Source organism: Streptomyces sp. NBC_01520, from assembly GCF_045040375.1.
In the GTDB taxonomy this organism is placed as follows: Bacteria; Actinomycetota; Actinomycetes; order Streptomycetales; family Streptomycetaceae; genus Streptomyces.
The window spans coordinates 6,875,146-6,898,334 of sequence record NZ_CP109404.1 but is presented as its reverse complement, the minus strand read 5'-3'; the positions used below and the strand labels follow the sequence as shown (position 1 = coordinate 6,898,334).

Below are 23,189 nucleotides of genomic sequence, written 5' to 3'. Positions count from 1 at the left end.
ATGACCACACGGCCCACTCCCGCGTACGCCCCCGGCGTGCGTGTACGCGACATGGTGCTCGGCGACTGCGCGGCCGTGGCGGAGATCCGGGTGCGCGGTTGGCAGCGGGCGTACGCCGGAATGGTCCCGCAGGCGTATCTGGACGCGATGGACGTGGCGCGGGACGCCGTGCTGCGTCGTCACCACCTGGCAGCGGGTGGCGCACAGGTGCACGTCGTGGCCCTGGCCCCGGACTCCGCGGTGACCGGCTGGGCCTGCTACGGGCCCTGCCGTGACGCGGGCGCACCACCCGGCCGCGGTGAGCTGTACGCGCTCTACGCACATCCGGACCGGATCGGCACGGGAACGGGCCGCGCGCTCCTGACGGAGCTGACCTCCCGTGCCGCGGCGGCCGGGTTCCGCGAGACCGCGCTGTGGGTGCTCAGGGACAACGCGCGGGCCCGCCGTTTCTACGAGCGGGCCGGTTTCCTGCCGGACGGCGCCGAGGAGTCCTTCGAGGCGGGCGGCGCCATGGTGCCGGAGGTCAGGTACGTACGCACGCTCAGCGGGCGGGCAGCCGGCTGAGCGCCTCGGCCGCCGCCGTACCGAGGCGCGGGTGCGGCAGTGCCGCCCGCAGGACCGGGCGGGCCTCGGCGTCACCCAGACTTCCCAGACCCTCCACGCACGCGAGCGCGACGCGCCAGTGCGGCTCCCCGGGCGCCAGCAGTCGGCGCAGGGTGCCGACCAGGGCGGGCACGGACTCGGGGGCGCGCAGCGCGGTCAGTAACCGCACCGGGTACAGGGCGTAGGCGGTGCGCAGGGTGTTGCCGGCAAGTGCGGCGGCCGCTCTGGGGGTTCGCGGGTCACCCAGGAGCAGCAGGGCGTGTACGGCCGAGACGCAGCGCTCGGGGTCGCGGTGGTTGAGGAGGAGGACCAGTGCTTCGAAGGCCCGGGGGTCGCCACGGCAGCCCAGCCGGAACGCCGCGATCTCACGGGCCCACAGCGGGCGTTCGCGTTCGACGAGGACTCCGGCCAGCTCCTCGTCGTCCTCCGTACCGAGGAGCCGGTGGAAGGCCGCCGAATCCCCCGACTCGCTCCGCAGCCGGTCGGTCAGTGAGCGGAACTCCTCATCCATGACAGTCAGTTTATCGGTGCACACGGAACGTGGTGGGCGAAAGTGTGGGCCAGTGCACAACAGCCCAGGACTGGCGCGCTCGTTACTCGCCGGTTAATCTCATGTGAGCGGGACACACACCCGCCGGCTCGGGTGGCCTGGTGACGCAGCCACCCGGAGTGCTTGTCGGTTCGGCAGCAGCTCTGTGAGACGCGACTCGGGACGGAGTCCGTCACCCTTCCCCGGTCCCGGCGTGCTCCACGCACGCGGGACCCGTGCACAACGACACGCAACTTCCGCACGCCGGCCGCCTGTTCGTTCTCGAACCCGCGCGCCGCCGTGCTCCTCACAGTCGTCACTCACCCTGGAGTCCCGTGATGGACACCCCGCTCAGCACCATTGCCGTCGTCGGCCTCGGCACCATGGGCACCGGCATAGCCGAGGTCCTGGCCCGTGCGGGCCGCGAGGTCATCGGCATCGACATCAGTGAAGCCGCCGCCCGTCAGGCCGTCGCCTCACTGGAGGCCTCCACCGCACGCGCCGTGGGGCGCGAGCGGATCACGGAGCAGGAGCGGCGCGACATCCTCGCCCGGTTCCGCACGTTCACCGATCTGCAGGCCGCGGCGGACGCGGAGCTGGTCATCGAGGTCGTCCCGGAGACGTACGAGATCAAGCAGCAGGTCTTCCGGGAGCTCGACGCCGTCGTCTCCCCCACCGCGATCCTCGCGACGGGCACCAACGCCCTGTCCGTGACCCGGCTGGCCGCCGAGTCACGGCACCCCGAGCGTGTCCTTGGCCTGCACTTCTTCAACCCGGCGCCCGCGATGAAGCTCGTCGAGGTGGTCTCCTCCGTGCTGACCGCCCCGCCGGCCGTGGAGAGCGTGACCCGGCTGGCCCGCGAGCTGGGCAAGGAGCCGGTCGCGGTCGGCGACCGGCCGGGGTTCGTCGCGGACGGGCTGCTCTTCGGCTACCTCAACCAGGCCGCCGCGATGTACGAGGCGAACTACGCCTCCCGTGAGGACATCGACGCGGCGATGAAGCTGGGCTGCGGGCTGCCGATGGGCCCCCTCGCCCTGCTCGACCTGATCGGCATCGACACCGCGCGCACGGTCCTGGAGGCCATGTACTCGGCGTCGCACGACCGGCTGCACGCCCCGGCCCCGGTCCTGGGACAGCTCACCGAGGCGGGCCTGACCGGCCGCAAGACGGGGCGCGGCTTCTACACGTACGACGCCCCGGGCGGCCAGAGCGTGGTGCCGGACGCCCTGACCCCGAAGGAGAGCACGGACCGGGCGGCCGGGCGTGCGGTGTCGTCGGTGGGTGTCGCGGGCTCCGGGACGATGGCCTCGGGCATCGCGGAGGTCTTCGCGAAGGCCGGGTACTCCGTGGTGCTCGCCGCGCGCAGCCAGGAGAAGGCGGACACGGCCAGGGCCCGGATCGGGAAGTCGCTGGAGCGGTCGGTCACCAAGGGGCGGCTGACGGCCGGGGCGCGGGACGAGACACTCGCCCGGATCACGGCGGCCGGCTCCCTGGACGCCTTCGCCGACGTCGACCTCGCGGTCGAAGCGGTCGCCGAGGACCTGGACGTCAAGCAGCAGCTGTTCGCGACGCTGGACAAGGTCTGCAAGTCGGGCGCGGTGCTGGCCACCACGACCTCCTCGCTGCCCGTCGTCGCGATCGCGAAGGTCACCACGCGTCCCCAGGACGTCATCGGGATGCACTTCTTCAACCCGGCGCCGGCCATGAAGCTCGTCGAGGTGGTCCGCACGGTGCTGACCGCCGACGACGTGCACGCCACGGTCCGCGAGGTCTGCGTGAAGGTGCGCAAGCACCCGGTGGACTGCGGTGACCGGGCGGGCTTCATCGTGAACGCGCTGCTGTTCCCCTACCTCAACAACGCGATCAAGATGGTCGAGGAGCACTACGCGACCCTCGACGACATCGACGCGGCGATGAAGCTGGGCGGCGGCTACCCGATGGGACCGTTCGAGCTCCTGGACGTCGTCGGGCTCGACGTGTCGCTCGCCATCGAGAAGGTCCTGCACAACGAGTTCCGCGACCCGGGCCTGGCCCCGGCACCGCTGCTCGAACATCTGGTTGCCGCCGGCTGCCTCGGCCGCAAGACGGGGCGCGGCTTCCGCGAATATGCCCGCCGCTGAGAGAGTCCGGCAGCGGGCAGCGGTGGTGAAGGAGCGGGGCTGGGGTGCGTGCATCGCAAGGCGGAGGACAGAGGCATGGCGAACAGGGCCTCCCCTGCCCGGGCGCAGCCGGGAGCTCGGGGCACATGGTGATTGACGACAACGCCGCGAGGCGCGTGCCCCAGCCCGGCCACGCCGCGAGGCCCGCTGCCGGCCCCTCTCCGAGGGGGGCCGGGTGGGGCGGGCTGCTGGGGCCCCTGGACGGCCCGCCCCCACAGGCGCACTCTCCCGCACGGATGAGTTACGTTCACACCATGTCCCAACCCGCCAGGTCCCCCCGTTCCGCCGCCGCGCCCGACGCCACGGAGAGTGCCGCAGGCACCCGCGCCGCTGCCCAACGGCTCAAAATGCGCCGTGAACTGGCCGCCGCGGCAATGGAGCTCTTCGCCACGAAGGGGTACGAGGCGACGACGGTCGACGAGATCGCGGGCGCTGCCGGGGTCGCCCGGCGTACGTTCTTCCGCCACTTCCGCTCCAAGGAAGAGGCCATCTTCCCGGACCACGACGACACCCTCGTCAGGGCCGAGGCCGTCCTCAACGCCGCTCCCGCGCACGAGCACCCGCTCGACACGGTGTGCCGCGGCATCAAGGAGGTCATGAAGATGTACGCGGCGAAGCCGGCTGTCTCCGTCGCGCGCTACAAGCTGACCCGCGAGGTCCCCACGCTCCGGCAGGCCGAGATCGCCTCGGTGGCCCGCTACGAGCGGCTGTTCACCCGCTATCTGCTGGGCCACTTCGACGAGCGCGACCACCATGTGGGCAATGACGACCCACTGCTGGCCGAGGTGGCCGCGTCGGCCGTGGTGACCGCGCACAACCACGTGCTGCGGCGCTGGCTGCGGGCGGACGGTCACGGCGACGTGGAGTCGCAGCTCGACCACGCGTTCGCGATCGTGCGGGACACGTTCGGGACGGGGATCGGCGCCGGGCGGACCGCGGACAGCGAGCCCGTGAAGACCCCGGCCGCCTCGGTGTCCACGGAGGGCGAGGTGCTGGTCGCGGTGGCGCGGACCGACGCGCCCCTCGACGAGGTGATGCGCACGATCCAGCGGGCCCTCAAGGACCGCTGAGCGTCCGTCGCGGCAGCCGAAACCCGGTTGCCGGGACCGGACCCTCGTGTTCGGGTGTGCCGATGACACATGATCCGGCAGTACTGCTCGCCCTCTTCGACGACGAGATGCGTGAACACGCCCGCCCCGACGGCCCCGGTGTACGGGTCGAACGCACCGGGGACGTCGTACGGCAGACCGGCGGCGCCGACGACTGGAACGGCGTCGTCTGGACCGCTCCGGATCTCGGTCCCGTACAGGCGGACGCGGCGATCGCGGCACAGGTGGAGCACTACACCTCGCTCGGGCACGACGAGTTCGAATGGAAGCTGTACGCGCACGACAGCCCTGCCGATCTGGGCGGGCGCCTGGCCGCAGCCGGTTTCGAGGCCGAGCCGACGGAGACGCTGCTGGTCGCCGAGGTGGCGGAGCTGCCCACGTCCGTGGAACTCCCCGCAGGGGTCGAGCTGCGGACCGTGACCGACGCGGCCGGGGTGGAGCTGATGGTCCGGGCCCACGAGCTGGCCTTCGGCACCGACGGCTCACGACTGCGCCACCAGACCCTGGCCAGGCTCTCCGAGGCCCCTGACACCTTCCTGGCGGTCCTGGCCATGGCGGGCGGCGAGCCGGTGAGCTCGGCCCGTATGGAGCTGTACGAGGGCACCGGCTTCGCCGGCCTCTGGGGCGGCGGGACGGCGGCGCCCTGGCGGGGCAGGGGCATCTACCGGGCGCTGATCGCCCACCGGGCCCGTATCGCCGCCGAGCGCGGCTACCGCTATCTGCAGGTCGACGCGACCGACGCGTCGGCCCCGATCCTGCGCCGGCTCGGCTTCACTGCCCTGAGCACGACGACCCCGTACGTCTACCGCACCACGCCGTAGCCGCTCCACCTCCGGGAGCAATCCGGCAAAGCACCCATCATGTTGCTCATGCGTGCCGCACGGATGACAACTGAGAGAAATTGTTGGCACTCGGTGCCTTGCGACCTGTCACGGAGTGCCATACGTTGAAGGTGTCCGGGCGGCCGGCGTGCAGAGACCTCTCGTACGCCGGCTGTCCCCGCAAACCACGTGTCTGCGCGCCCGGGCGCCTGCGTCACAGGCAACCCTTCTGCTCCACCGAGCAGGCCGAAGCACCACCCGCCGAACCGACGGCACACCTCCACACCGCACCGCTCCCCTGTCCACAGGGGTCCTCCGGCGTTCCCTCGGCGCCGGAGACCCGATCTGCCGGAGGCATCACCGTGAAGGAAATCCTGGACGCGATCCAATCGCAGGACAGCACGGCCGCGGACTTCGCGGCCCTGTCCATCCCCGAGTCGTACCGCGCGGTGACCGTGCACAAGGACGAGGCGGAGATGTTCGCCGGGGTCGCCAGCCGCGACAAGGACCCGCGCAAGTCCCTCCATGTGGAGAACGTTCCGGTGCCCGAGCTGGGTCCGGGCGAGGCCCTGGTCGCGGTCATGGCCAGCTCGGTGAACTACAACTCCGTCTGGACCTCGATCTTCGAGCCGGTCTCGACCTTCGGCTTCCTGGAGCGCTACGGCAAGCTCAGCGACCTCAGCAAGCGCCACGACCTCCCGTACCACGTCATCGGCTCCGACCTCGCGGGCGTCGTGCTGCGCACCGGTCCCGGTGTCAACGCCTGGCAGCCGGGCGACGAGGTCGTCGCACACTGCCTGTCCGTCGAGCTGGAGTCCTCCGACGGCCACAACGACACGATGCTCGACCCCGAACAGCGCATCTGGGGCTTCGAGACGAACTTCGGCGGACTCGCCGAGATCGCCCTCGTCAAGTCGAACCAGCTGATGCCGAAGCCGCAGCACCTCAGCTGGGAGGAGGCCGCGTCCCCGGGCCTGGTCAACTCCACCGCGTACCGCCAGCTCGTCTCGCGCAACGGCGCCGGCATGAAGCAGGGCGACAACGTGCTGATCTGGGGTGCGAGCGGCGGACTCGGCTCGTACGCCACGCAGTTCGCACTGGCCGGCGGCGCCAACCCGATCTGCGTCGTCTCCAGCGACCAGAAGGCGGACATCTGCCGGAAGATGGGCGCGACCGCCATCATCGACCGCAACGCCGAGGGCTACAGGTTCTGGAAGGACGAGCACAACCAGGACCCGCGCGAGTGGAAGCGCTTCGGCAAGCGCATCCGTGAGCTGACCGGCGGCGAGGACGTGGACATCGTCTTCGAGCACCCGGGCCGCGAGACCTTCGGCGCGAGCGTGTACGTGACCCGCAAGGGCGGCACGATCGTCACCTGTGCCTCGACCTCGGGCTACAACCACGAGTACGACAACCGCTACCTGTGGATGTCCCTGAAGAAGATCGTGGGCTCGCACTTCGCCAACTACCGCGAGGCCTGGGAGGCCAACCGGCTGGTGGCCAAGGGCAAGATCCACCCGACCCTCTCCAAGGTCTACGCCCTGGAGGACACCGGCCAGGCCGCGTACGACGTGCACCGCAACCGCCACCAGGGCAAGGTCGGCGTCCTCGCGCTGGCGCCCCGCGAAGGCCTGGGCGTGCGCGACGAGGAGCTCCGCGAGCAGCACATCGACGCCATCAACCGCTTCCGCAACGTCTGAGGTTCATCGATGACCGAACGTCAGAAGGACCGCCCGTGGCTCATGCGGACGTACGCCGGTCACTCGACCGCCGAGGCGTCCAACGAGCTCTACCGGCGCAACCTCGCCAAGGGCCAGACGGGTCTGTCGGTCGCCTTCGATCTGCCGACGCAGACCGGGTACGACCCCGACCACATCCTCGCCCGCGGCGAGGTGGGCCGGGTGGGCGTGCCCGTCTCGCACCTCGGTGACATGCGGCGTCTGTTCCAGGACATCCCCCTGGAACAGATGAACACCTCCATGACGATCAACGCCACCGCGATGTGGCTGCTGGCGCTCTACCAGGTGGTCGCGGAGGAGCAGGGCGCCGACCCCGACAAGCTCCAGGGCACGACGCAGAACGACATCGTCAAGGAGTACCTCTCGCGCGGGACGCACGTCTTCCCGCCCGGTCCTTCGCTGCGGCTGACCACCGACATGATCACGTACACGGTCAACCGCATCCCCAAATGGAACCCGATCAACATCTGCAGCTACCACCTGCAGGAGGCGGGAGCCACCCCCGTCCAGGAGATCGCGTACGCCATGTCGACGGCGATCGCCGTCCTCGACGCCGTGCGCGACTCCGGACAGGTGCCCGAGGAGAAGTTCGGCGACGTGGTCGCGCGCATCTCCTTCTTCGTGAACGCGGGCGTCCGCTTCATCGAGGAGATGTGCAAGATGCGCGCCTTCGGCCGCATCTGGGACCGGATCACCCGCGAGCGGTACGGCATCGTGAACGCCAAGCAGCGCCGCTTCCGCTACGGCGTGCAGGTCAACTCCCTCGGGCTGACCGAGGCGCAGCCGGAGAACAACGTGCAGCGCATCGTCCTGGAGATGCTGGCCGTCACGCTCTCCAAGGACGCCCGCGCCCGCGCGGTGCAGCTGCCCGCCTGGAACGAGGCGCTGGGGCTGCCCCGCCCCTGGGACCAGCAGTGGTCGCTCCGCATCCAGCAGGTGCTCGCCCATGAGAGCGACCTGCTGGAGTACGAGGACATCTTCGCCGGGTCGCACGTCATCGAGGCCAAGGTGGACGAGCTGGTCACCGAGTCGCTCGCCGAGATCGACCGGATCCAGCAGATGGGCGGCGCGATGGCCGCCGTCGAGTCCGGCTACCTCAAGTCGGAGCTCGTCTCCTCGCACGCCGCGCGGCGGGCACGGATCGAGGGCGGCGAGGAGAAGATCGTCGGCGTCAACATCTACGGGACGACGGAGCCGAACCCGCTGACCGCCGACCTGGACGCGGCGATCATGACGGTGGACCCCGCCAACGAGGCCCGGGTGGTCGCGGCGCTGCACGAGTGGCGTGACAACCGCGACGAGGCCCGTGCCTCCGAAGCGCTCGCCGCGCTCAAGAAGGCCGCGGCCGGCACCGAGAACATGATGCAGGCGACCGTGGAGTGCGCCCGCGCGGGTGTCACCACCGGCGAGTGGTCCTGGGCGCTGCGGGACGTCTTCGGCGAGTTCCGGGCCCCGACGGGCGTCTCGTCGGCGCCGGTCGCCGTGACCGCCGAGGCGGGCACCCCGCTCGCCCTGGTCCGTGGGAAGGTCGCGCGCACCGCCGACGACCTGGGCGTGGGCCGGCTGCGTCTGCTGGTGGGCAAGCCGGGCCTGGACGGACACTCCAACGGCGCCGAGCAGATCGCCGTACGGGCCCGTGACGCGGGCTTCGAGGTGGTCTACCAGGGCATCCGGCTCACGCCGGAGCAGATCGTCTCGGCCGCCGTCGCGGAGGACGTGCACTGCGTCGGCCTGTCGATCCTGTCCGGCTCGCACGCCGAACTGGTGCCGGACGTACTGAACCGGCTGCGCCAGGCAGGCGCGACCGACATCCCGGTGATCGCGGGCGGCATCATTCCGCCCGCCGACGCCGCCGCACTGATCGGGGCCGGCGTCGCCGCCGTCTTCACCCCGAAGGACTTCGGTATCACGGAGATCATCGGCCGTATCGTCGACGAGATCCGGAAAGCGAACAAGCTCGACCCTCTGGAGGTCCCCGCATGACCACGCCCTCGTCCCCCGTGAACCGGCTGCGCCCGCGCCGCTCGTGCCTGGCCGTGCCCGGCTCGAACCCGCGGTTCCTGGAAAAGGCCCAGGGCCTTCCCGCCGACCAGGTCTTCCTGGACCTGGAGGACGCCTGCGCGCCGCTCGCCAAGGAAGGCGCACGTCACCACATCGTCGACGCGCTCAACAACGGCGACTGGACGGGCAAGACCCGGGTCGTGCGGGTCAACGACTGGACGACGCACTGGACGTACCGCGATGTCATCACGGTCGTCGAGGGCGCGGGCCCGAACCTCGACTGCATCATGCTGCCGAAGGTCCAGGACGCCCAGCAGGTCGTCGCGCTGGACCTGCTGCTGACCCAGATCGAGAAGACGATGGGCTTCGAGGTCGGGAAGATCGGCATCGAGGCGCAGATCGAGAACGCCAAGGGCCTGGTGAACATCGACGGCATCGCCGCCGCCTCGCCCCGGCTGGAGACCCTGATCTTCGGCCCGGCCGACTTCATGGCCTCGATCAACATGAAGACCCTGGTCGTCGGCCAGCAGCCGCCCGGCTACCCGGCAGACGCGTACCACTACATCCTGATGCGCATTCTGATGGCGGCGCGCACCCACGACCTCCAGGCGATCGACGGGCCGTTCCTGCAGATCCGCGACGTGGACGCGTACCGCGAGGTCGCGGGCCGTGCCGCGGCGCTGGGCTTCGACGGAAAGTGGGTGCTGCACCCCGGTCAGGTCGACGCGGCCAACGAGGTGTTCTCGCCCTCGCAGGAGGACTACGACCACGCCGAGCTCATCCTCGACGCGTACGACTGGTGCACCTCGGAGGAGGGCGGCAAGAAGGGCTCGGCGATGCTCGGCGACGAGATGATCGACGAGGCCAGCCGCAAGATGGCGCTGGTGATCGCGGGCAAGGGCCGTGCGGCCGGAATGCGGCGCACCTCCAAGTTCGAAGCCCCGGAGGCCTGATCATGCAGTTCGGACGGACCTATGAGGAGTTCGAGGTCGGTGCTGTCTACAAGCACTGGCCCGGAAAGACGGTCACGGAATACGACGACCACCTCTTCTGCCTGCTGACCATGAATCACCACCCGCTGCACATGGACAGCAACTACGCGGAGAAGACGACCGATTTCGGAAAGAACGTCGTCGTCGGCAACTACATCTACTCACTGCTGCTCGGCATGTCGGTGCCGGACGTCTCCGGCAAGGCGATCGCCAATCTGGAGGTGGAATCGCTGAAGCATGTCGCGCCCACCTTCCACGGCGACACGATCTACGGCGAGACGACCGTGCTCGACAAGACTCCGTCGAGGTCCAAGAGCGACCGCGGCATCGTCCATGTAGAGACAAAGGGATACAAGCAGGACGGCACGCTGGTCTGTGTGTTCCGCCGCAAGGTGATGGTCCCCACCGAGACGTACATCAAGGAGCGGGGCGGAGAGCAGCCCGGCCGCCCGGAGCCGATCCAGCCGCCGCAGAAGAACGTGGAGAAGTAACCATGAGCCGACTCGCGCAGACCGCCGGCCTGACGGATGTCCAGCAGGAAATCCTCTCCACGGTCAGGAATTTCGTCGACAAGGAGATCATTCCTGTCGCCACCCAGCTGGAACACCGCGACGAGTACCCGACGGAAATCGTCGAAGGCCTCAAGGAACTCGGCCTGTTCGGGCTGATGATTCCCGAGGAGTACGGCGGTCTGGGCGAGTCGCTCCTCACCTACGCCCTGTGCGTGGAGGAGATCGCCCGCGGCTGGATGAGCGTGTCGGGAATCATCAACACGCACTTCATCGTGGCGTACATGCTCAAGCAGCACGGCACGCAGGAGCAGAGGGACACGTTCCTGCCGCGGATGGCGCTGGGCGAGGTGCGGGGCGCGTTCTCGATGTCCGAGCCGGCCCTGGGTTCCGACGTGTCCGCGATCACGTCCAAGGGCGTCAGGGAGGGCGACGAGTACGTCCTGAACGGCCAGAAGATGTGGCTGACGAACGGCGGAACCTCCACGCTGGTCGCCGTCCTCTGCAAGAGTGACGAAGGACACCCCGAGGGCACGGCCCCGCACAAGTCGATGACGACCTTCCTGGTGGAGAAGGAGGCGGGATTCGGCGAGGTCCGTCCCGGTCTCACCATCCCCGGGAAGATCGACAAGATGGGCTACAAGGGCGTCGACACGACCGAACTCATCATGGACGGACTACGCATTCCGGCCAATCGCGTGCTGGGCGGCACGACCGGCCGAGGTTTTTACCAAATGATGGACGGTGTAGAGGTCGGCCGGGTAAATGTCGCCGCGCGTGGCTGCGGTGTCGCACAGCGTGCATTCGAACTGGGCGTTTCGTACGCGCAGCAGCGTCAGACCTTCGGAAAGCCGATCGCCCAGCACCAGGCGATCCAGTTCAAACTGGCCGAAATGGCCACCAAGGTCGAAGCCGCCCATGCGATGATGGTGAATGCGGCACGCAAAAAGGACTCCGGGGAACGAAACGACCTGGAGGCAGGGATGGCGAAGTACCTCGCCTCCGAGTACTGCAAGGAAGTCGTCGAGGACGCCTTCCGTATCCACGGCGGTTACGGCTTCTCCAAGGAGTACGAGATCGAGCGCCTCTACCGTGAGGCCCCGATGCTGCTGATCGGTGAAGGTACCGCCGAGATCCAGAAAATGATCATCGGTCGCCGGCTCCTCGAGGAGTACCGGCTCCAGGGCTGATTGTCCCTTTCGAGGTGATTTAGTGGCGAAGAACATCACACCGAGTCATCCTCGTCCGGAGCCTTTCAGCTGTCCGACTCGGCTGCTGGCTTGCCCAGTTGCCGCTCGCACCCGATAGCATCGCCGGAAAGCCGCCGTCCCCCCGTTGCCAGCGCGGCATCATCCGCTACGAAGGTCATCCATGCCCGACAGTCAGAACTCTGCACCACGCGGCGGGGTCCGCCTTGCCCGCGGAGCATCGCCGTGGCTCCTCCCGACCGTCGCCACCGCGGCACTCAGCCTCGTCCGGGCCCGCAGGTCCGGACGCTGGGCCGCCGTGGCCGTGCCCACCACCGCGCTCGCGGCGGGCATGCTGTGGTTCTTCCGCGACCCCGAGCGCGAGATCACCCAGGGTCGTGTCATCTCGCCGGCCGACGGCGTGGTGCAGAGCATCATGCCGTGGAAGGACGGGCGCACCCGCGTCGCGATCTTCATGAGCCCGCTGAATGTGCACGTCAACCGGGCGCCCCTGTCCGGCACCGTCACATCGGTCGAGCACGTCCCGGGCGGGTTCGTCCCGGCGTTCAACAAGGAGAGCGAGAACAACGAGCGCGTTGTCTGGCACTTCGACACCGAGCTCGGCGACATCGAGATGGTGCAGATCGCGGGAGCGGTCGCCCGTCGCATCGTCCCCTACATCCCGCAGGGTACGAAGGTGGAGCAGGGCGAACGCATCGGTCTGATCCGGTTCGGCTCGCGCGTCGACATCTACCTTCCGGAAGGTATCGATGTCGCGGTCGAGGTCGGCCAGGCCACCACCGCGGGGGTGACTCGAATTGACCGTGATTGATCCTGATACACAGGCCGGCTGGGTGCCGGAGGCCGTCGAGGACGAGGACTCCGACGGCACGGAGGACATGCCGCTCTCGATGCGGCTGTCGATAGCGGACACGCTCACCCTCGGTAACGCCACGTGCGGATTCATGGCGGTGTACTTCACCACCACGGGGATCCTCATCCCGCACCTCACGGGCAGCGACGAGACGGGCATGGCCCGGCACTCCGCGGCCACCGCGGTCATCCTCATGCTCATGGCCGCCGTGTTCGACCTCTTCGACGGGCTCGTGGCGCGCAAGCTGCGTTCCTCGCCGATGGGCGCGGAGCTGGACAACCTCTCCGACCTGATCAGCTTCGGCCTCGCCCCGGCGTACTTCGTGCTGGTGTACGGGATGGTCGCGGACGACGCGCACCAGAGGGTGTCGGCGCTCGCCGCGATCGTGGTGCTGCTGGCGGTGGTGCTCAGGCTTGCCAGATTCTCCTGCGTGACCCTGAAGGACGGCATGTTCCAGGGCATGCCGAGCCCCTTCGGAGCGCTCACGGTCGTCTCGATCGTGCTCCTGGAGCTGCCCTTCGTGCCGACGCTGCTCGCGATCGTCGGAGTGGCGTGGCTGATGGTCAGCCGGGTCGAGTACCCGAAGCCGCGGGGTGTCCTCGCGGTGGCGATGCTCAGCTGGATCGTGGCCGCGATGGGGCTCCTCGCCGCATGGGCGTTCGACGCACCCGGCGGTCAGCTGCTCCTGCAGACCGGCTGTGCGCTGCAGGTCGTGATGGGCGCGGTGATCCCGCTCTTCGCCACGGCGCGGCGGGTGAACACCTTCCGCGGCAACCGGCGTGAGGCGCGGGCGGCACAGCTCCCGTAGCCGTACGGAACAGACAGTCACGAGGGCCCGGATGCTCCCCAGCATCCGGGCCCTCGCGCGTGCGGGGTGATCGCGATGTCCCTGACCCGCAGTGGGCGTATTGTCCATATAAGTCGTTCCGGCAGGATGCGCGGACGAGCCGTCGTCACCGGATGCCCAGCCGCTCGTCACGGAGAAGGGTCGAGAGGGTGCAGGACCAATCCGCCTCCACCGCCGCAACGGGTTCCGGCACGGAGCTCCTGGACAGCGCCGTGACGCACCTCGTGCGGGAGGCCGGGGCGTCCGTCGCCCTGCTGTACCTGCTGCCGCGGAACGAGACCACCCTCCACCTGGCGGTGCTGTCGGGGGCGCCCTGGCAGCTGGCGACCCCATGGAACCGGGTCACGCTGTCCGCCCCGATACCGGTGGCCGACGCCGTGCGGCACCGGTGCCTGATCTGGCTGGGCAGCCAGGAGGAGCTGGCCCGGCGCTATCCGCGGCCCGCGCTCGTGATGCCGTACCACTTCGCGCTGTGCGCCGCCCCCATCCGTACGGGCGACATCGACCGGGGCGGGATCGTGCTCCTGTGGCCCGGCTCGCACGCGCCTCAGCTGACACCCCAGGAGCGCGACACCATGACCGCCGCCTGCCACGACATCGGGATGCTGCTCCAGCAGGCCGAGAGCAGCGGCTTCCCCGTGCTGCCGGGCATCCAGCCGCGGGTGCTCGCCCCGCCGGAGCCTCCCGTGCCCGAGCCGGCCGAGGCGGCTGCCGCCATGGAGTTCGTCCGGCGGCTGCCCGGGGGGAGCTGCGCGCTGGCCCTGGACGGGTCGATCACCTTCCTCAACGACGCCGCGGCGGACCTCCTGGGTATCCGGGCCGCGGACGTCCTGGGCACGCTCCCCTGGGTGTCGCTGCCGTGGATGGACGACCCGGCCGTCGAGGACCACTACCGGGCCGCGGTCATCGGCCGCGAGCAGACGTCCTTCACCGCTCTCCGGCCGCCGGACCGCTGGCTGTCCTTCCACCTCTTCCCGAACGCCTCGGGCATCAGCGTCCGGATCGCCCCCGCCGGTGAACCGGACCCCGGGACGTCCCCGGCACCGCGGCTGTACTCCTCACCGGCCGTGCCGAGCCGGGCGACCGCCCTGTACCACCTGATGCACCTGGCCGCGACGCTCACGGAGGCCGTCGGCACCCAGGACGTCATCGAGCTGGCGGGCGACCAGCTGATGCCCGCCTTCCGGATCCAGACCCTGATCCTGATGACCTCGGCGGAGGGCCGGCTGCGGATCGAGGGCCGGCGCGGCCTCCATCCCACGCTCATGGACCGCTTCGACGGCGCCCCGCTGAACGCGGACACCCCGGCGGCACACGTCCTGGTGACGGGGGTTCCCAGCTTCTACGCCGACTTCCCTGGGCTGGAGCGTGCCTATCCTGCCGCGGGCCTGCGCAGGGCCGTCGCCGCGAGCGCCTTCCTTCCCCTCATCGTCTCCGGGCGTCCCGTCGGTTCGCTGGTTCTCGCCTACGACCGGGACCATGTCTTCGAGCCCGAGGAACGTGCCCTGCTCACCTCGATCGCGGGACTGCTCGCCCAGGCCCTCGACCGGGCCCGCCTCTACGACACCAAGGACCGGCTCGCGCACAGCCTCCAGGCCCATCTCCTCCCCCACACGCTGCCGCGGGTCGAGGGCCTGGACGTCGCGGCCCGCTACCTCCCGGCCACCCGTGGCATGGGCATCGGCGGGGACTTCTACGACCTGATCCGCCTGGACGACAGCACGGCGGCGGTGGCCATCGGTGACGTACAGGGGCACAACGTGAACGCCGCGGCGCTCATGGGGCAGGTCCGCACCGCCGTGCACGCCTCGGCGGGCGCGCCGCCCGACGAGGTCCTCGCCCGCACCAACCGGCTGCTGACCGACCTCGACCCGGGCCTGTTCACCAGCTGCCTGTACGTCCATCTCGACCTCGCCGGGCACCGCGCCGTACTGGCCACGGCCGGCCATCCACCGCCCCTGGTGCGGCAGCCCGACGGGCAGACCGAGGTGCTCGGGCTGCCTCCTGGCCTGCTGCTCGGCATCGATCCGTCGTCGCGCTACCCGACGGCCGAGATCCCGCTGCCCCCGGGCGCGGCGCTCGCCCTCTACACCGACGGACTCGTGGAGGCGCCGGGTGTGGACTTCGACGACGCCGTCGCCGAACTGGCCGAGCACTTCGCCCTGGCGCTGGACCAGACCATGGACGAGGTCGCCGACACGCTCGTCCGGTACGCGAAGCGGTTCACCCCCGGCAGCGACGACATCGCGCTGCTCCTCGTCAACGCGCTGCGGACGGAGGACTGAGCGCCGTGAGACGCGGAATTGTCGCGCGTGAGTCACTAATTTGAGTTCTGAACACGAAATCTTGCGCAGCAGCGTGGACTTCCTTGCGTGGATGCTCCTAGCCTGTGGGGCGTCCGCAGAGCCCCCACGAGCCGCAAGGACGACCACACGTGACCCCACCAGAAGGACGACGCCTGCTCAGGCGCTCCCTTTCCGCCTCCCTCTCCCTGGCCCTCGTCGCCGCCGGTACCGCCGCGGCGGTCGTGCTGGCCGGAGCACCCCCCGCCCAGGCCGCCGCCGTGCCCGCACCGTCGCCCGTCGGGATACCCGGCCGGGGCGCCACCGTCCCGTTCACCGAACAGGAGGCCGAGTACGCCGCCACCAACGGCACACTCATCGGGCCGGACCGGCTGTACGGCTCGCTTCCGTCGGAGGCGTCGGGCCGGCAGGCCGTCACCCTCGACGCGGCGGGTGAGTACGTGGAGTTCACCCTCACCGCTCCGGCGGACGCGATGACCTTCCGCTACTCGCTGCCGGACAACTCCGCCGGGACGGGCCGGGACGCCTCGATCGACGTACGGGTGAACGGCTCCTCGCTCAAGAGCGTGCCGGTGACCTCGAAGTACGGCTGGTACTACGGGGGTTATCCCTTCAACAACAACCCGGGCGACACCGACCCGCACCACTTCTACGACGAGACCCGGACCATGTTCGGGTCCACTCTGGCCGCCGGTTCGAAGGTCCGGCTCCAGGTGACGTCCACCGCGGACTCCCCGTCGTTCACCATCGACCTGGCGGACTTCGAGCAGGTCGGCGCGCCGGTCGGCAAGCCCTCCGGGGCCCTGGACGTGGTGGGTGACTTCGGTGCCGACCCGACAGGTGCCGCCGACTCCACCGCGAAGATCCAGGCGGCGGTCGACGCGGGCCGCACCCAGGGCAAGGAGGTGTACATCCCGCAGGGCACCTTCCGGGTCACCGACCACGTCGTCGTCGACAAGGTGACACTGCGGGGCGCGGGCCCCTGGTACAGCGTGCTGACGGGGCGCCACGCCACGGACCGGAGCAAGGCCGTCGGGGTCTACGGGAAGTACGCGGCGCAGGGCGGCAGCAGCGATGTCGTCCTCAAGGACTTCGCCATCATCGGCGACATCCGTGAGCGGGTGGACAACGACCAGGTCAACGCCATCGGCGGGGCCATGTCCGACTCGGTCGTCGACAACGTCTGGATGCAGCACACCAAGTGCGGCGCCTGGATGGACGGCCCGATGGACAACTTCACCATCAGGAACAGCCGCATCCTGGACCAGACCGCCGACGGCGTGAACTTCCACTACGGCGTCACGAACTCCACGGTCACCAACACCTTCGTCCGCAACACCGGGGACGACGGCCTGGCCATGTGGGCCGAGAACATCCCGAACGTGAAGAACAAGTTCACGTTCAACACGGTGATCCTGCCGATCCTCGCCAACAACATCGTCACGTACGGCGGCAAGGACATCACGATCTCCGACAACGTCATGTCGGACACGATCACCAACGGCGGCGGCCTGCACATCGCGAACCGCTATCCAGGGGTCAACTCCGGTCAGGGAACGGCTGTTTCGGGCACGCACACAGCCGCCCGCAACACATTGATCCGGACCGGGAACAACGACTACAACTGGCGGTTCGGCGTCGGCGCGATCTGGTTCAGCGGGCTCAACGAACCGATCAGCAACGCCACGGTCAACATCACCGACAGCGAGATCCTGGACAGCTCCTACGCGGCGATCCACCTCATCGAGGGCGCCGCGAACGGTCTGCACTTCGACAACATCAGGATCGACGGCGCGGGCACGTACGCCCTGCAGGTCCAGGCCCCGGGCACGGCCTCGTTCAGCGGGGTGACGGCCACGAACATCGCGCAGTCCAACCCGATCCACAACTGCGTGGGCAGCGGCTTCCAGATCACCCGGGGTGCCGGTAACTCCGGCTGGTACGCCGACCCGCCCGCCTGCACCGGCACCTGGCCCGACCCGGTGTGGACCAACGGCGGGGTGCCGGGCGGCCCGACGGATCCCACCGACCCGACCGACCCTCCGGACCCGACCGATCCGCCCGGGGAGACGGGCAACCTCGCACAGGGCCGTACGGTCACCGAGACCAGCCACGCCGATGTGTACGGCGCCGGCAACGCGGTGGACGGCAACGCGAACAGCTACTGGGAGAGCCGGAACAACGCCTTCCCGCAGTCCGTCACCGTGGACCTCGGCGCCGCGAAGGCCGTCAAGCGGCTGGTGCTGAAGCTTCCCCCGGCCGCCGCCTGGGCGACCCGTACGCAGACCGTCGCCGTCTCGGGCAGCACCGACAACTCCACGTACAACTCGCTGAAGGCGTCCGCGGGTTACACCTTCGACCCGTCCAGCGGCAACACCGCCACCATCACCCTCCCCGGGACACCGGTCCGCCATGTGCGGCTGACGTTCACCGGGAACACGGGCTGGCCGGCGGCCCAGCTGTCCGAGCTGGAGGCCTACACCGGCTGACCGGGCACTCGGACGGGCCCGGCCACCTCGGCCGGGCCCGTCCTGGTGTGCGGCGGGGTCAGGACTTCGGTGTGAAGGACTCCGCTGCCGCGGCCACCTCGGCCGGGCGGACCACCTTGAGGCCGCCGGGGGTCTTGGCGTCCGGCTTCATGACGACGGTCTCCTTGGTGGAGGGGGCCGCCGGGTCGGTGAAGTCGTGCGAGATCCCGAAGTCGCTGCCGAATCCCTTGATGGACAGCAGGGCCTTGCCGACGCCCGCGCGGGTGAGGTCCTTGGACTCGCAGGCCTTCTTCAGCGCCTCGCCGAAGACGGACGCCGCGTTGTATCCGGCGATGACCCCGTTGTCGAGGCCGTCCTTCGGGTACTGGGCCGCGTACGCCTTGGCGAGCTTGGCCGGACCCTCGGCCGAGTCCCCGATGGGCAGGGTGGAGGCGCCGATGTAGTAGTCCTTCTGCAGGGCCGCGCCCGCCTGGGTCGCGAGGAGCTGCGGGGCGTAGGCCGAGTTGTTGCCCACGACGGGGACGTCGAAACCGGTGGCGGCGGCGACGCCGACCAGGGAGGCCGCCTGACGCGGTCCGGCACTGATGACGACCGCCTTGACGCCGGCCTGCTTGAGCGCGGAGACCTGGGCGGTCATGTCGTTGTCGGTCGGCTTGATCTTCTGCTCGACGACGGTGAGGCCCGCCTCCTTCGCCACGTGCTTGGAGCCGGCCAGGGCGTTCTCGCCGTAGTCGCCCTCGAAGTAGACGTGACCGATCTTGTCGCCCTTGGCGATGCGCTTCTCGGCCAGGAGGAAGTCGATCAGGTTGATCGTCTCGACGTCGTACGTGGCGCCGATGACCCGGACGTACTCGGAGCCCAGGAGGCTCGCGGACCAGGCCTGCGGCAGGACGATGCCCTTGTCCTGGCCGTCGATGCGCTGTTCGACGGCGGCGACGAACGGGGAGCCGATGAACTGGGCGAAGCCCAGCACGTCCGGTTCCAGCTCGGTGTAGGCGGCGATCGCCTTCTGCGGGTCGTAGCCGTGGTCGCGGACCGTCAGCTCGATCTGCCGGTCGCAGATGCCGCCCGCGGCGTTGGTCTCCTTCACCCACAGCTGCTGGGCCTGGGTGACGCTCTTGCCCAGCGAGGCGTACACACCGGTCATGTCGGTGAGGGCGCCGAGGGTGATCTTGGAGTCGGTGACCCCCTCACCGGTCTTCACGCCGGTCTTGTCCGTACCGGCCCCGTCGTCCGTGGTGGCCTTCCCGCTGCACCCGACGAGGGTGGTGAGGGTGAGGGCCGCGAGGACCGCTCCGTAGACACGCAGTTTCATTTCTTCTCCCCTGGATTCTTCAGACGCGTAAGGCCGCCGGGCAGGAACAGGACCACCGCGACCACCGCGGCGCCGTACAGATAGCGGGACGCCTCGCCCGGTGTCAGTCCGCCCGTTCCGGGGGCCGACACCAGGGGCAGGGAGTCGCTGTAGTGGGTGAGCACCTGCGGGAGCAGGGTGACGAACGCGGCGCCGACCACGGCTCCGGCGACGCTGCCGAGCCCGCCGATGACGATCATGGCGAGGTATTCGAGGGACAGGACCATGCCGAAGTACTCGGGCACGGTCCGCTGGAAGACCAGTGCGAGCAGGACGCCGGCGAGGCCCGCGTACATGGAGGACAGGACGAACACCCCGGCCCGGTACTTCGCCACGGGTACGCCCATCACCCCGGCCGCGATGCGGTGGTCCCGGATGGCGTTGAGCGCCCGGCCGGGCCTGCCACGCAGCACCCCGCGGGCGAAGACCGCGCTGAAGGCGAGTGCGGCCAGCGCCACGTACCAGAGCTTCTCCGAAGCCTGGAAGGGCACCGCGGCGACGATCACCTCGGTGTCGTCGAAGGTGAATCCGAACAGCGAGAGCGGGGGCACGGCACGGCCGTTGAAACCGCCGGTGAGCGAGCCCGCGTTGAACAGCACATGCTGTCCGATGAAGATCAGCGCGAGCGTGGCGATACCGAGGTACGCGCCGCGCAGCCGGCCCGCGATGGGGCTGAACAGTCCGCCCGCCGCGCCCGCCAGCAGGACGGCGAGGATCGCCGCGAGCCAGGTGGGGAGGCCGAGGCCGCTCAGTTCGTGGCCGTTCTCGGTGCTGCTTCCCCCCGCCAGGACGCAGTAGCCGTAGGCGCCGACGGCGAGGAAGAAGGCGTGGCCCATGGAGAGCTGGCCGGTGCTGCCGGTGAGCAGGTTGATCCCGATCGCCCCGATCGCGGCGGCCATCGCGAAGAGTCCGGCCTGGAGCCAGAAGCGGTCCAGGTAGAACGGGAGGAGGAGCAGCAGGACGGAACCGGCGAGCCAGAGGTAGGTGCGGACGCTCCGCAGCGGTCCGGTGAGCGAGCGCCGGTCGGCCGGGGCCGCCTTCGGGCCGGCGGCCGGTCCCACGGACGGTTCCCGCACGGCGTCGGGCATGGCGTCAGACACGGGCGAGCTCCTTCGTGCCGAAGAGTCCCGCGGGCCGGATGAGCAGGACGACCACCATCACGAGGTAGGGCGCGAGATCTCCGATGCCGCGTCCGAGGAAGGAGAGGTCGCTCTGGTATCCGGTGGCGAGTGATTCGGTGACCCCGACGACGAGTCCCCCGACCAGCGCTCCCGTCGTCGAGTCGAGGCCGCCGAGGATCGCGGCCGGGAAGGCCTTGAGCGCGGCGAAGGACGTGGCCCGTTCGAGGCCCGGGGTGGGGAAGACGGTGAGGAAGAGCGCGGCGACGGCGGCGAGTGCCCCGGCGACCGCCCAGGCCGAGAGTGAGACCCGTCCGAGCCGGATGCCCATGAGGGCGGCGGTCTGCGGGTTCTCCGCTGCGGCCCGCATCGACACACCCCAGGAGGTGTAGCGGAACGCGAGCAGGAACACGGTGATGAGGAGTGCCGCCGCGACGAACGCGGCGATGCGGGTCTCGGCCAGGGTGACCCCGCCGACGGTGACGACGTCGTCGCCCCAGGGGTCGCCGAGCGAGAGGACCTCGGTGCCCATCCGCCGGACGAGTTCCGTCGTGATGACGATGTCGACACCGATGGTGACGATGGCCAGGACACTGTGGTCGCTGCCCCGGTAGCGGCGCATCACGAGGAATTCGACGGCGGAGCCGACGACTGCGGCGCCCGCGATCCCGACGCCGAGGGCCGGCCAGAAGCCGATGTCGTCGTGGAGCACGGCGGTGACGTAGCCGCCTGCGAGCAGCAGGGAGGCGTGGGCGAAGTTGACGACCTCGGTGGCCTTGAAGATGACGACGAAGCCGAGCGCGATCAGTGCGTAGACCGAGCCGATGGAGAGTCCGCCGAGGAGGAGTTCGATGAAGGTGGTCATTCCTGTGTCCCCAAGTAGGCCTGGACGACGGCCGGATCGTTCTGGACCTCGGCGGGGGTGCCGCCCGCGATCCTGCGTCCGAAGTCGAGTACGGTCACCGCGTCGGCGAGCCGCATCACCACACCCATGTCGTGTTCGACCAGCACGATGGAGATGCCGAGGCTGTCGCGTACGTCCGCGACGACCGCCGCGACGCGGCGCCGCTCCTCGGCCGTCATGCCGGCGATGGGTTCGTCGAGCAGCAGTACCTGCGGCTCCATGCAGAGCGCGCGGCCGAGCTCCACGAGCTTCTGCTTCCCGTACGGGAGGATCCCGGCGGGCAGCTCCAACTCCTTTTCCAGGCCGATGAATTCGGCGATCTCCCGGACCCGGTCCCGGTGCAGCCGCGCCTCGCGGGCCGCCGAGGGCAGCCGCAGTCCGCTGGCGAGGAAGCCGGCGCGGGTGAGGCGGTGCCGGCCGAGCAGGAGGCTGTCGGCGACGGTGGCGTGCGGGGGCAGTGCCAGGTTCTGGAACGTGCGCGCGATGCCGAGGCCGGCGATCTTGTGCGGGGCGAGCCGGGTGAGGTCGGTGGATCCGAGGTGCACCGTGCCGGAGGTGGCGCGGTAGACGCCGGAGAGCACGTTGAACGTGGTGGACTTGCCGGCCCCGTTGGGCCCGATGACGGCGTGCACACTGCCTGGCTCGACGGTGAACGAGACCGCGTCGAGGGCGGTGAGCCCGGCGAAGCGCACGGTCACGTCGCGCACGGCGAGGGCGGCCGGGGCGGCGACGGGCGCCGTGGTGGCCGAAGCGGTGGTCATGCGGACCACCTGCTCAGCGTGCGCGAGGGGCCGGCGACCGCCTGCGTGGCGTCCTCGGCGGCCGTCTCGTCGACGACACCGAGGTAGCGGCGGCGCACCTCGTCGGAGGCGGCGAGTTCGTCGGCGGGGCCTTCGAGGGCGACCTCGCCGACGTCCAGGACGTACGCGGTGGAGGCGAGCCGCAGCGCGATGGCCGCGTTCTGCTCGACGAGCATGACGGAGGTCCCTGTCGCGTTGATCTCCTGGATCGTCTCGGCGATCCTGGCCGCCATCAGCGGTGCGAGGCCGAGGGACGGCTCGTCGAGCAGGAGCAGGCGGGGCCCGGCCATCAGGGCCCGGCCCATCGCCAGCATCTGCTGCTCCCCGCCGGACAGCAGTCCGGCCCGCTGGTGCGCCCGCTGGGCGAGTACCGGGAACAGTTCGTGGACGCGGTCGAGCGCGGCGGTGGTCGCCTTGCGTCCGCCACGTGCGCCGAGCGCGCCCGCCCGGAGGTTGTCGGCCACCGTCATACGGGCGAACACCTGCCGGCCCTCCGGTACCTGGATCACTCCCGCCGCCACCACCTGGGCGGGGCGCAGGCCGTCCAGGGGCTGTCCGTCGAAGCGGATGGTGCCCGTGCCCGTGCCGCGGTGGAAGCCGAGGGTCCGCGACACGGCCCGCAGCAGCGTGGTCTTGCCGGCGCCGTTGCCGCCGAGTACGGCGGTGATCGCGCCGGGCGGCACGTCGACGGAGACGTCGCGCAGTGCCCGTACCGGGCCGTAGCCCACGGACAGTTCGCGGATCTCGAGCGTTGCCATGCGTCCTCCTCCTTCCGACTGGTCGTTGTGGTGCCACAGACCAGCAGGGGGGCGCACCGTGCGTCCACGGTCCGTCGCGCACTCGCTGCGGGT

General features: G+C 69.9%; 19 protein-coding genes. 13 read left to right on the top strand and 6 right to left on the bottom strand.

The window, feature by feature from the left end:
- Positions 1-564, top strand: a complete 564-nt coding sequence (locus tag OG524_RS31060) for a GNAT family N-acetyltransferase (protein ID WP_405812084.1) — start codon at positions 1-3, stop codon at positions 562-564.
- Here the strand turns inward: OG524_RS31060 and OG524_RS31055 are convergent.
- A complete protein-coding gene (locus tag OG524_RS31055; RefSeq protein ID WP_405812083.1) occupies positions 542-1,114 on the bottom strand; it encodes an adenylosuccinate lyase in 573 nt (190 codons plus the stop codon). The genes OG524_RS31060 and OG524_RS31055 overlap by 23 nt on opposite strands.
- A gap of 356 nt (positions 1,115-1,470) precedes the next feature.
- On the opposite strand from OG524_RS31055, the gene OG524_RS31050 reads away from it, so the two are divergent.
- From OG524_RS31050 to OG524_RS30995, 12 genes are all read left to right on the top strand, one after another.
- Positions 1,471-3,252 carry a 3-hydroxyacyl-CoA dehydrogenase family protein gene (locus OG524_RS31050; RefSeq protein ID WP_405387356.1) on the top strand — a complete coding sequence of 594 codons (1,782 nt, stop codon included), beginning with the start codon at positions 1,471-1,473 and terminating at the stop codon, positions 3,250-3,252.
- A gap of 293 nt (positions 3,253-3,545) precedes the next feature.
- Positions 3,546-4,361, top strand: coding sequence for a TetR family transcriptional regulator (locus OG524_RS31045; RefSeq protein WP_405387358.1), 816 nt, complete (start codon positions 3,546-3,548; stop codon positions 4,359-4,361).
- 62 nt (positions 4,362-4,423) lie between these two features.
- Positions 4,424-5,221, top strand: a complete 798-nt coding sequence (locus tag OG524_RS31040; RefSeq protein WP_405387360.1) for a GNAT family N-acetyltransferase — start codon at positions 4,424-4,426, stop codon at positions 5,219-5,221.
- 362 nt (positions 5,222-5,583) lie between these two features.
- The gene (gene ccrA, locus OG524_RS31035) at positions 5,584-6,921 is read left to right on the top strand and encodes a crotonyl-CoA carboxylase/reductase (RefSeq protein WP_405387363.1); all 1,338 of its coding nucleotides are present in this window, start codon (positions 5,584-5,586) and stop codon (positions 6,919-6,921) included.
- A 9-nt stretch (positions 6,922-6,930) separates the two neighbouring features.
- Complete coding sequence (locus OG524_RS31030; RefSeq protein WP_405387365.1) at positions 6,931-8,943, top strand: protein meaA; 2,013 nt, start codon at positions 6,931-6,933, stop codon at positions 8,941-8,943.
- On the top strand, positions 8,940-9,914 hold the full coding sequence (locus OG524_RS31025; protein ID WP_405812082.1) for an HpcH/HpaI aldolase/citrate lyase family protein: 975 nt from the start codon (positions 8,940-8,942) through the stop codon (positions 9,912-9,914). Before OG524_RS31030 ends, OG524_RS31025 begins: the two co-directional genes overlap by 4 nt.
- 2 nt (positions 9,915-9,916) lie before the next feature.
- Entirely contained in the window at positions 9,917-10,444 is a 528-nt protein-coding gene (locus OG524_RS31020; protein ID WP_405812081.1) for a MaoC family dehydratase, read from the top strand.
- A gap of 2 nt (positions 10,445-10,446) precedes the next feature.
- The gene (locus tag OG524_RS31015) at positions 10,447-11,652 is read left to right on the top strand and encodes an acyl-CoA dehydrogenase family protein (RefSeq protein WP_405387371.1); all 1,206 of its coding nucleotides are present in this window, start codon (positions 10,447-10,449) and stop codon (positions 11,650-11,652) included.
- Positions 11,653-11,833: 181 nt separating this feature from the next.
- Positions 11,834-12,481 carry a phosphatidylserine decarboxylase gene (locus OG524_RS31010; protein ID WP_405387374.1) on the top strand — a complete coding sequence of 216 codons (648 nt, stop codon included), beginning with the start codon at positions 11,834-11,836 and terminating at the stop codon, positions 12,479-12,481.
- Complete coding sequence (gene pssA, locus OG524_RS31005; RefSeq protein WP_384494888.1) at positions 12,468-13,331, top strand: CDP-diacylglycerol--serine O-phosphatidyltransferase; 864 nt, start codon at positions 12,468-12,470, stop codon at positions 13,329-13,331. The genes OG524_RS31010 and pssA overlap by 14 nt, the downstream gene beginning before the upstream one ends.
- 188 nt (positions 13,332-13,519) lie before the next feature.
- Positions 13,520-15,655: a SpoIIE family protein phosphatase gene (locus tag OG524_RS31000; RefSeq protein ID WP_405812080.1), complete on the top strand. Its 2,136-nt coding sequence runs from the start codon at positions 13,520-13,522 to the stop codon at positions 15,653-15,655.
- A gap of 149 nt (positions 15,656-15,804) precedes the next feature.
- Positions 15,805-18,162, top strand: a complete 2,358-nt coding sequence (locus OG524_RS30995) for a discoidin domain-containing protein (RefSeq protein WP_405812079.1) — start codon at positions 15,805-15,807, stop codon at positions 18,160-18,162.
- A gap of 58 nt (positions 18,163-18,220) precedes the next feature.
- On the opposite strand, the gene OG524_RS30990 is transcribed toward OG524_RS30995, so the two are convergent.
- The 5 genes from OG524_RS30990 to OG524_RS30970 are packed head-to-tail and all read right to left on the bottom strand — an operon-like array spanning position 18,221 to position 23,096.
- Positions 18,221-19,477, bottom strand: coding sequence for an ABC transporter substrate-binding protein (locus OG524_RS30990; RefSeq protein ID WP_405387381.1), 1,257 nt, complete (start codon positions 19,475-19,477; stop codon positions 18,221-18,223).
- Positions 19,474-20,604, bottom strand: coding sequence for a branched-chain amino acid ABC transporter permease (locus OG524_RS30985; protein ID WP_405393042.1), 1,131 nt, complete (start codon positions 20,602-20,604; stop codon positions 19,474-19,476). Before OG524_RS30985 ends, OG524_RS30990 begins: the two co-directional genes overlap by 4 nt.
- A gap of 4 nt (positions 20,605-20,608) precedes the next feature.
- On the bottom strand, positions 20,609-21,499 hold the full coding sequence (locus tag OG524_RS30980; protein ID WP_124280647.1) for a branched-chain amino acid ABC transporter permease: 891 nt from the start codon (positions 21,497-21,499) through the stop codon (positions 20,609-20,611).
- Positions 21,496-22,299 (bottom strand): ABC transporter ATP-binding protein, encoded by an 804-nt coding sequence (locus OG524_RS30975; protein WP_405387384.1) that lies wholly within the window; start codon positions 22,297-22,299, stop codon positions 21,496-21,498. Before OG524_RS30975 ends, OG524_RS30980 begins: the two co-directional genes overlap by 4 nt.
- Positions 22,296-23,096 carry an ABC transporter ATP-binding protein gene (locus OG524_RS30970; protein ID WP_405387386.1) on the bottom strand — a complete coding sequence of 267 codons (801 nt, stop codon included), beginning with the start codon at positions 23,094-23,096 and terminating at the stop codon, positions 22,296-22,298. The genes OG524_RS30975 and OG524_RS30970 overlap by 4 nt, the downstream gene beginning before the upstream one ends.
- Positions 23,097-23,189 lie beyond the last annotated feature (93 nt).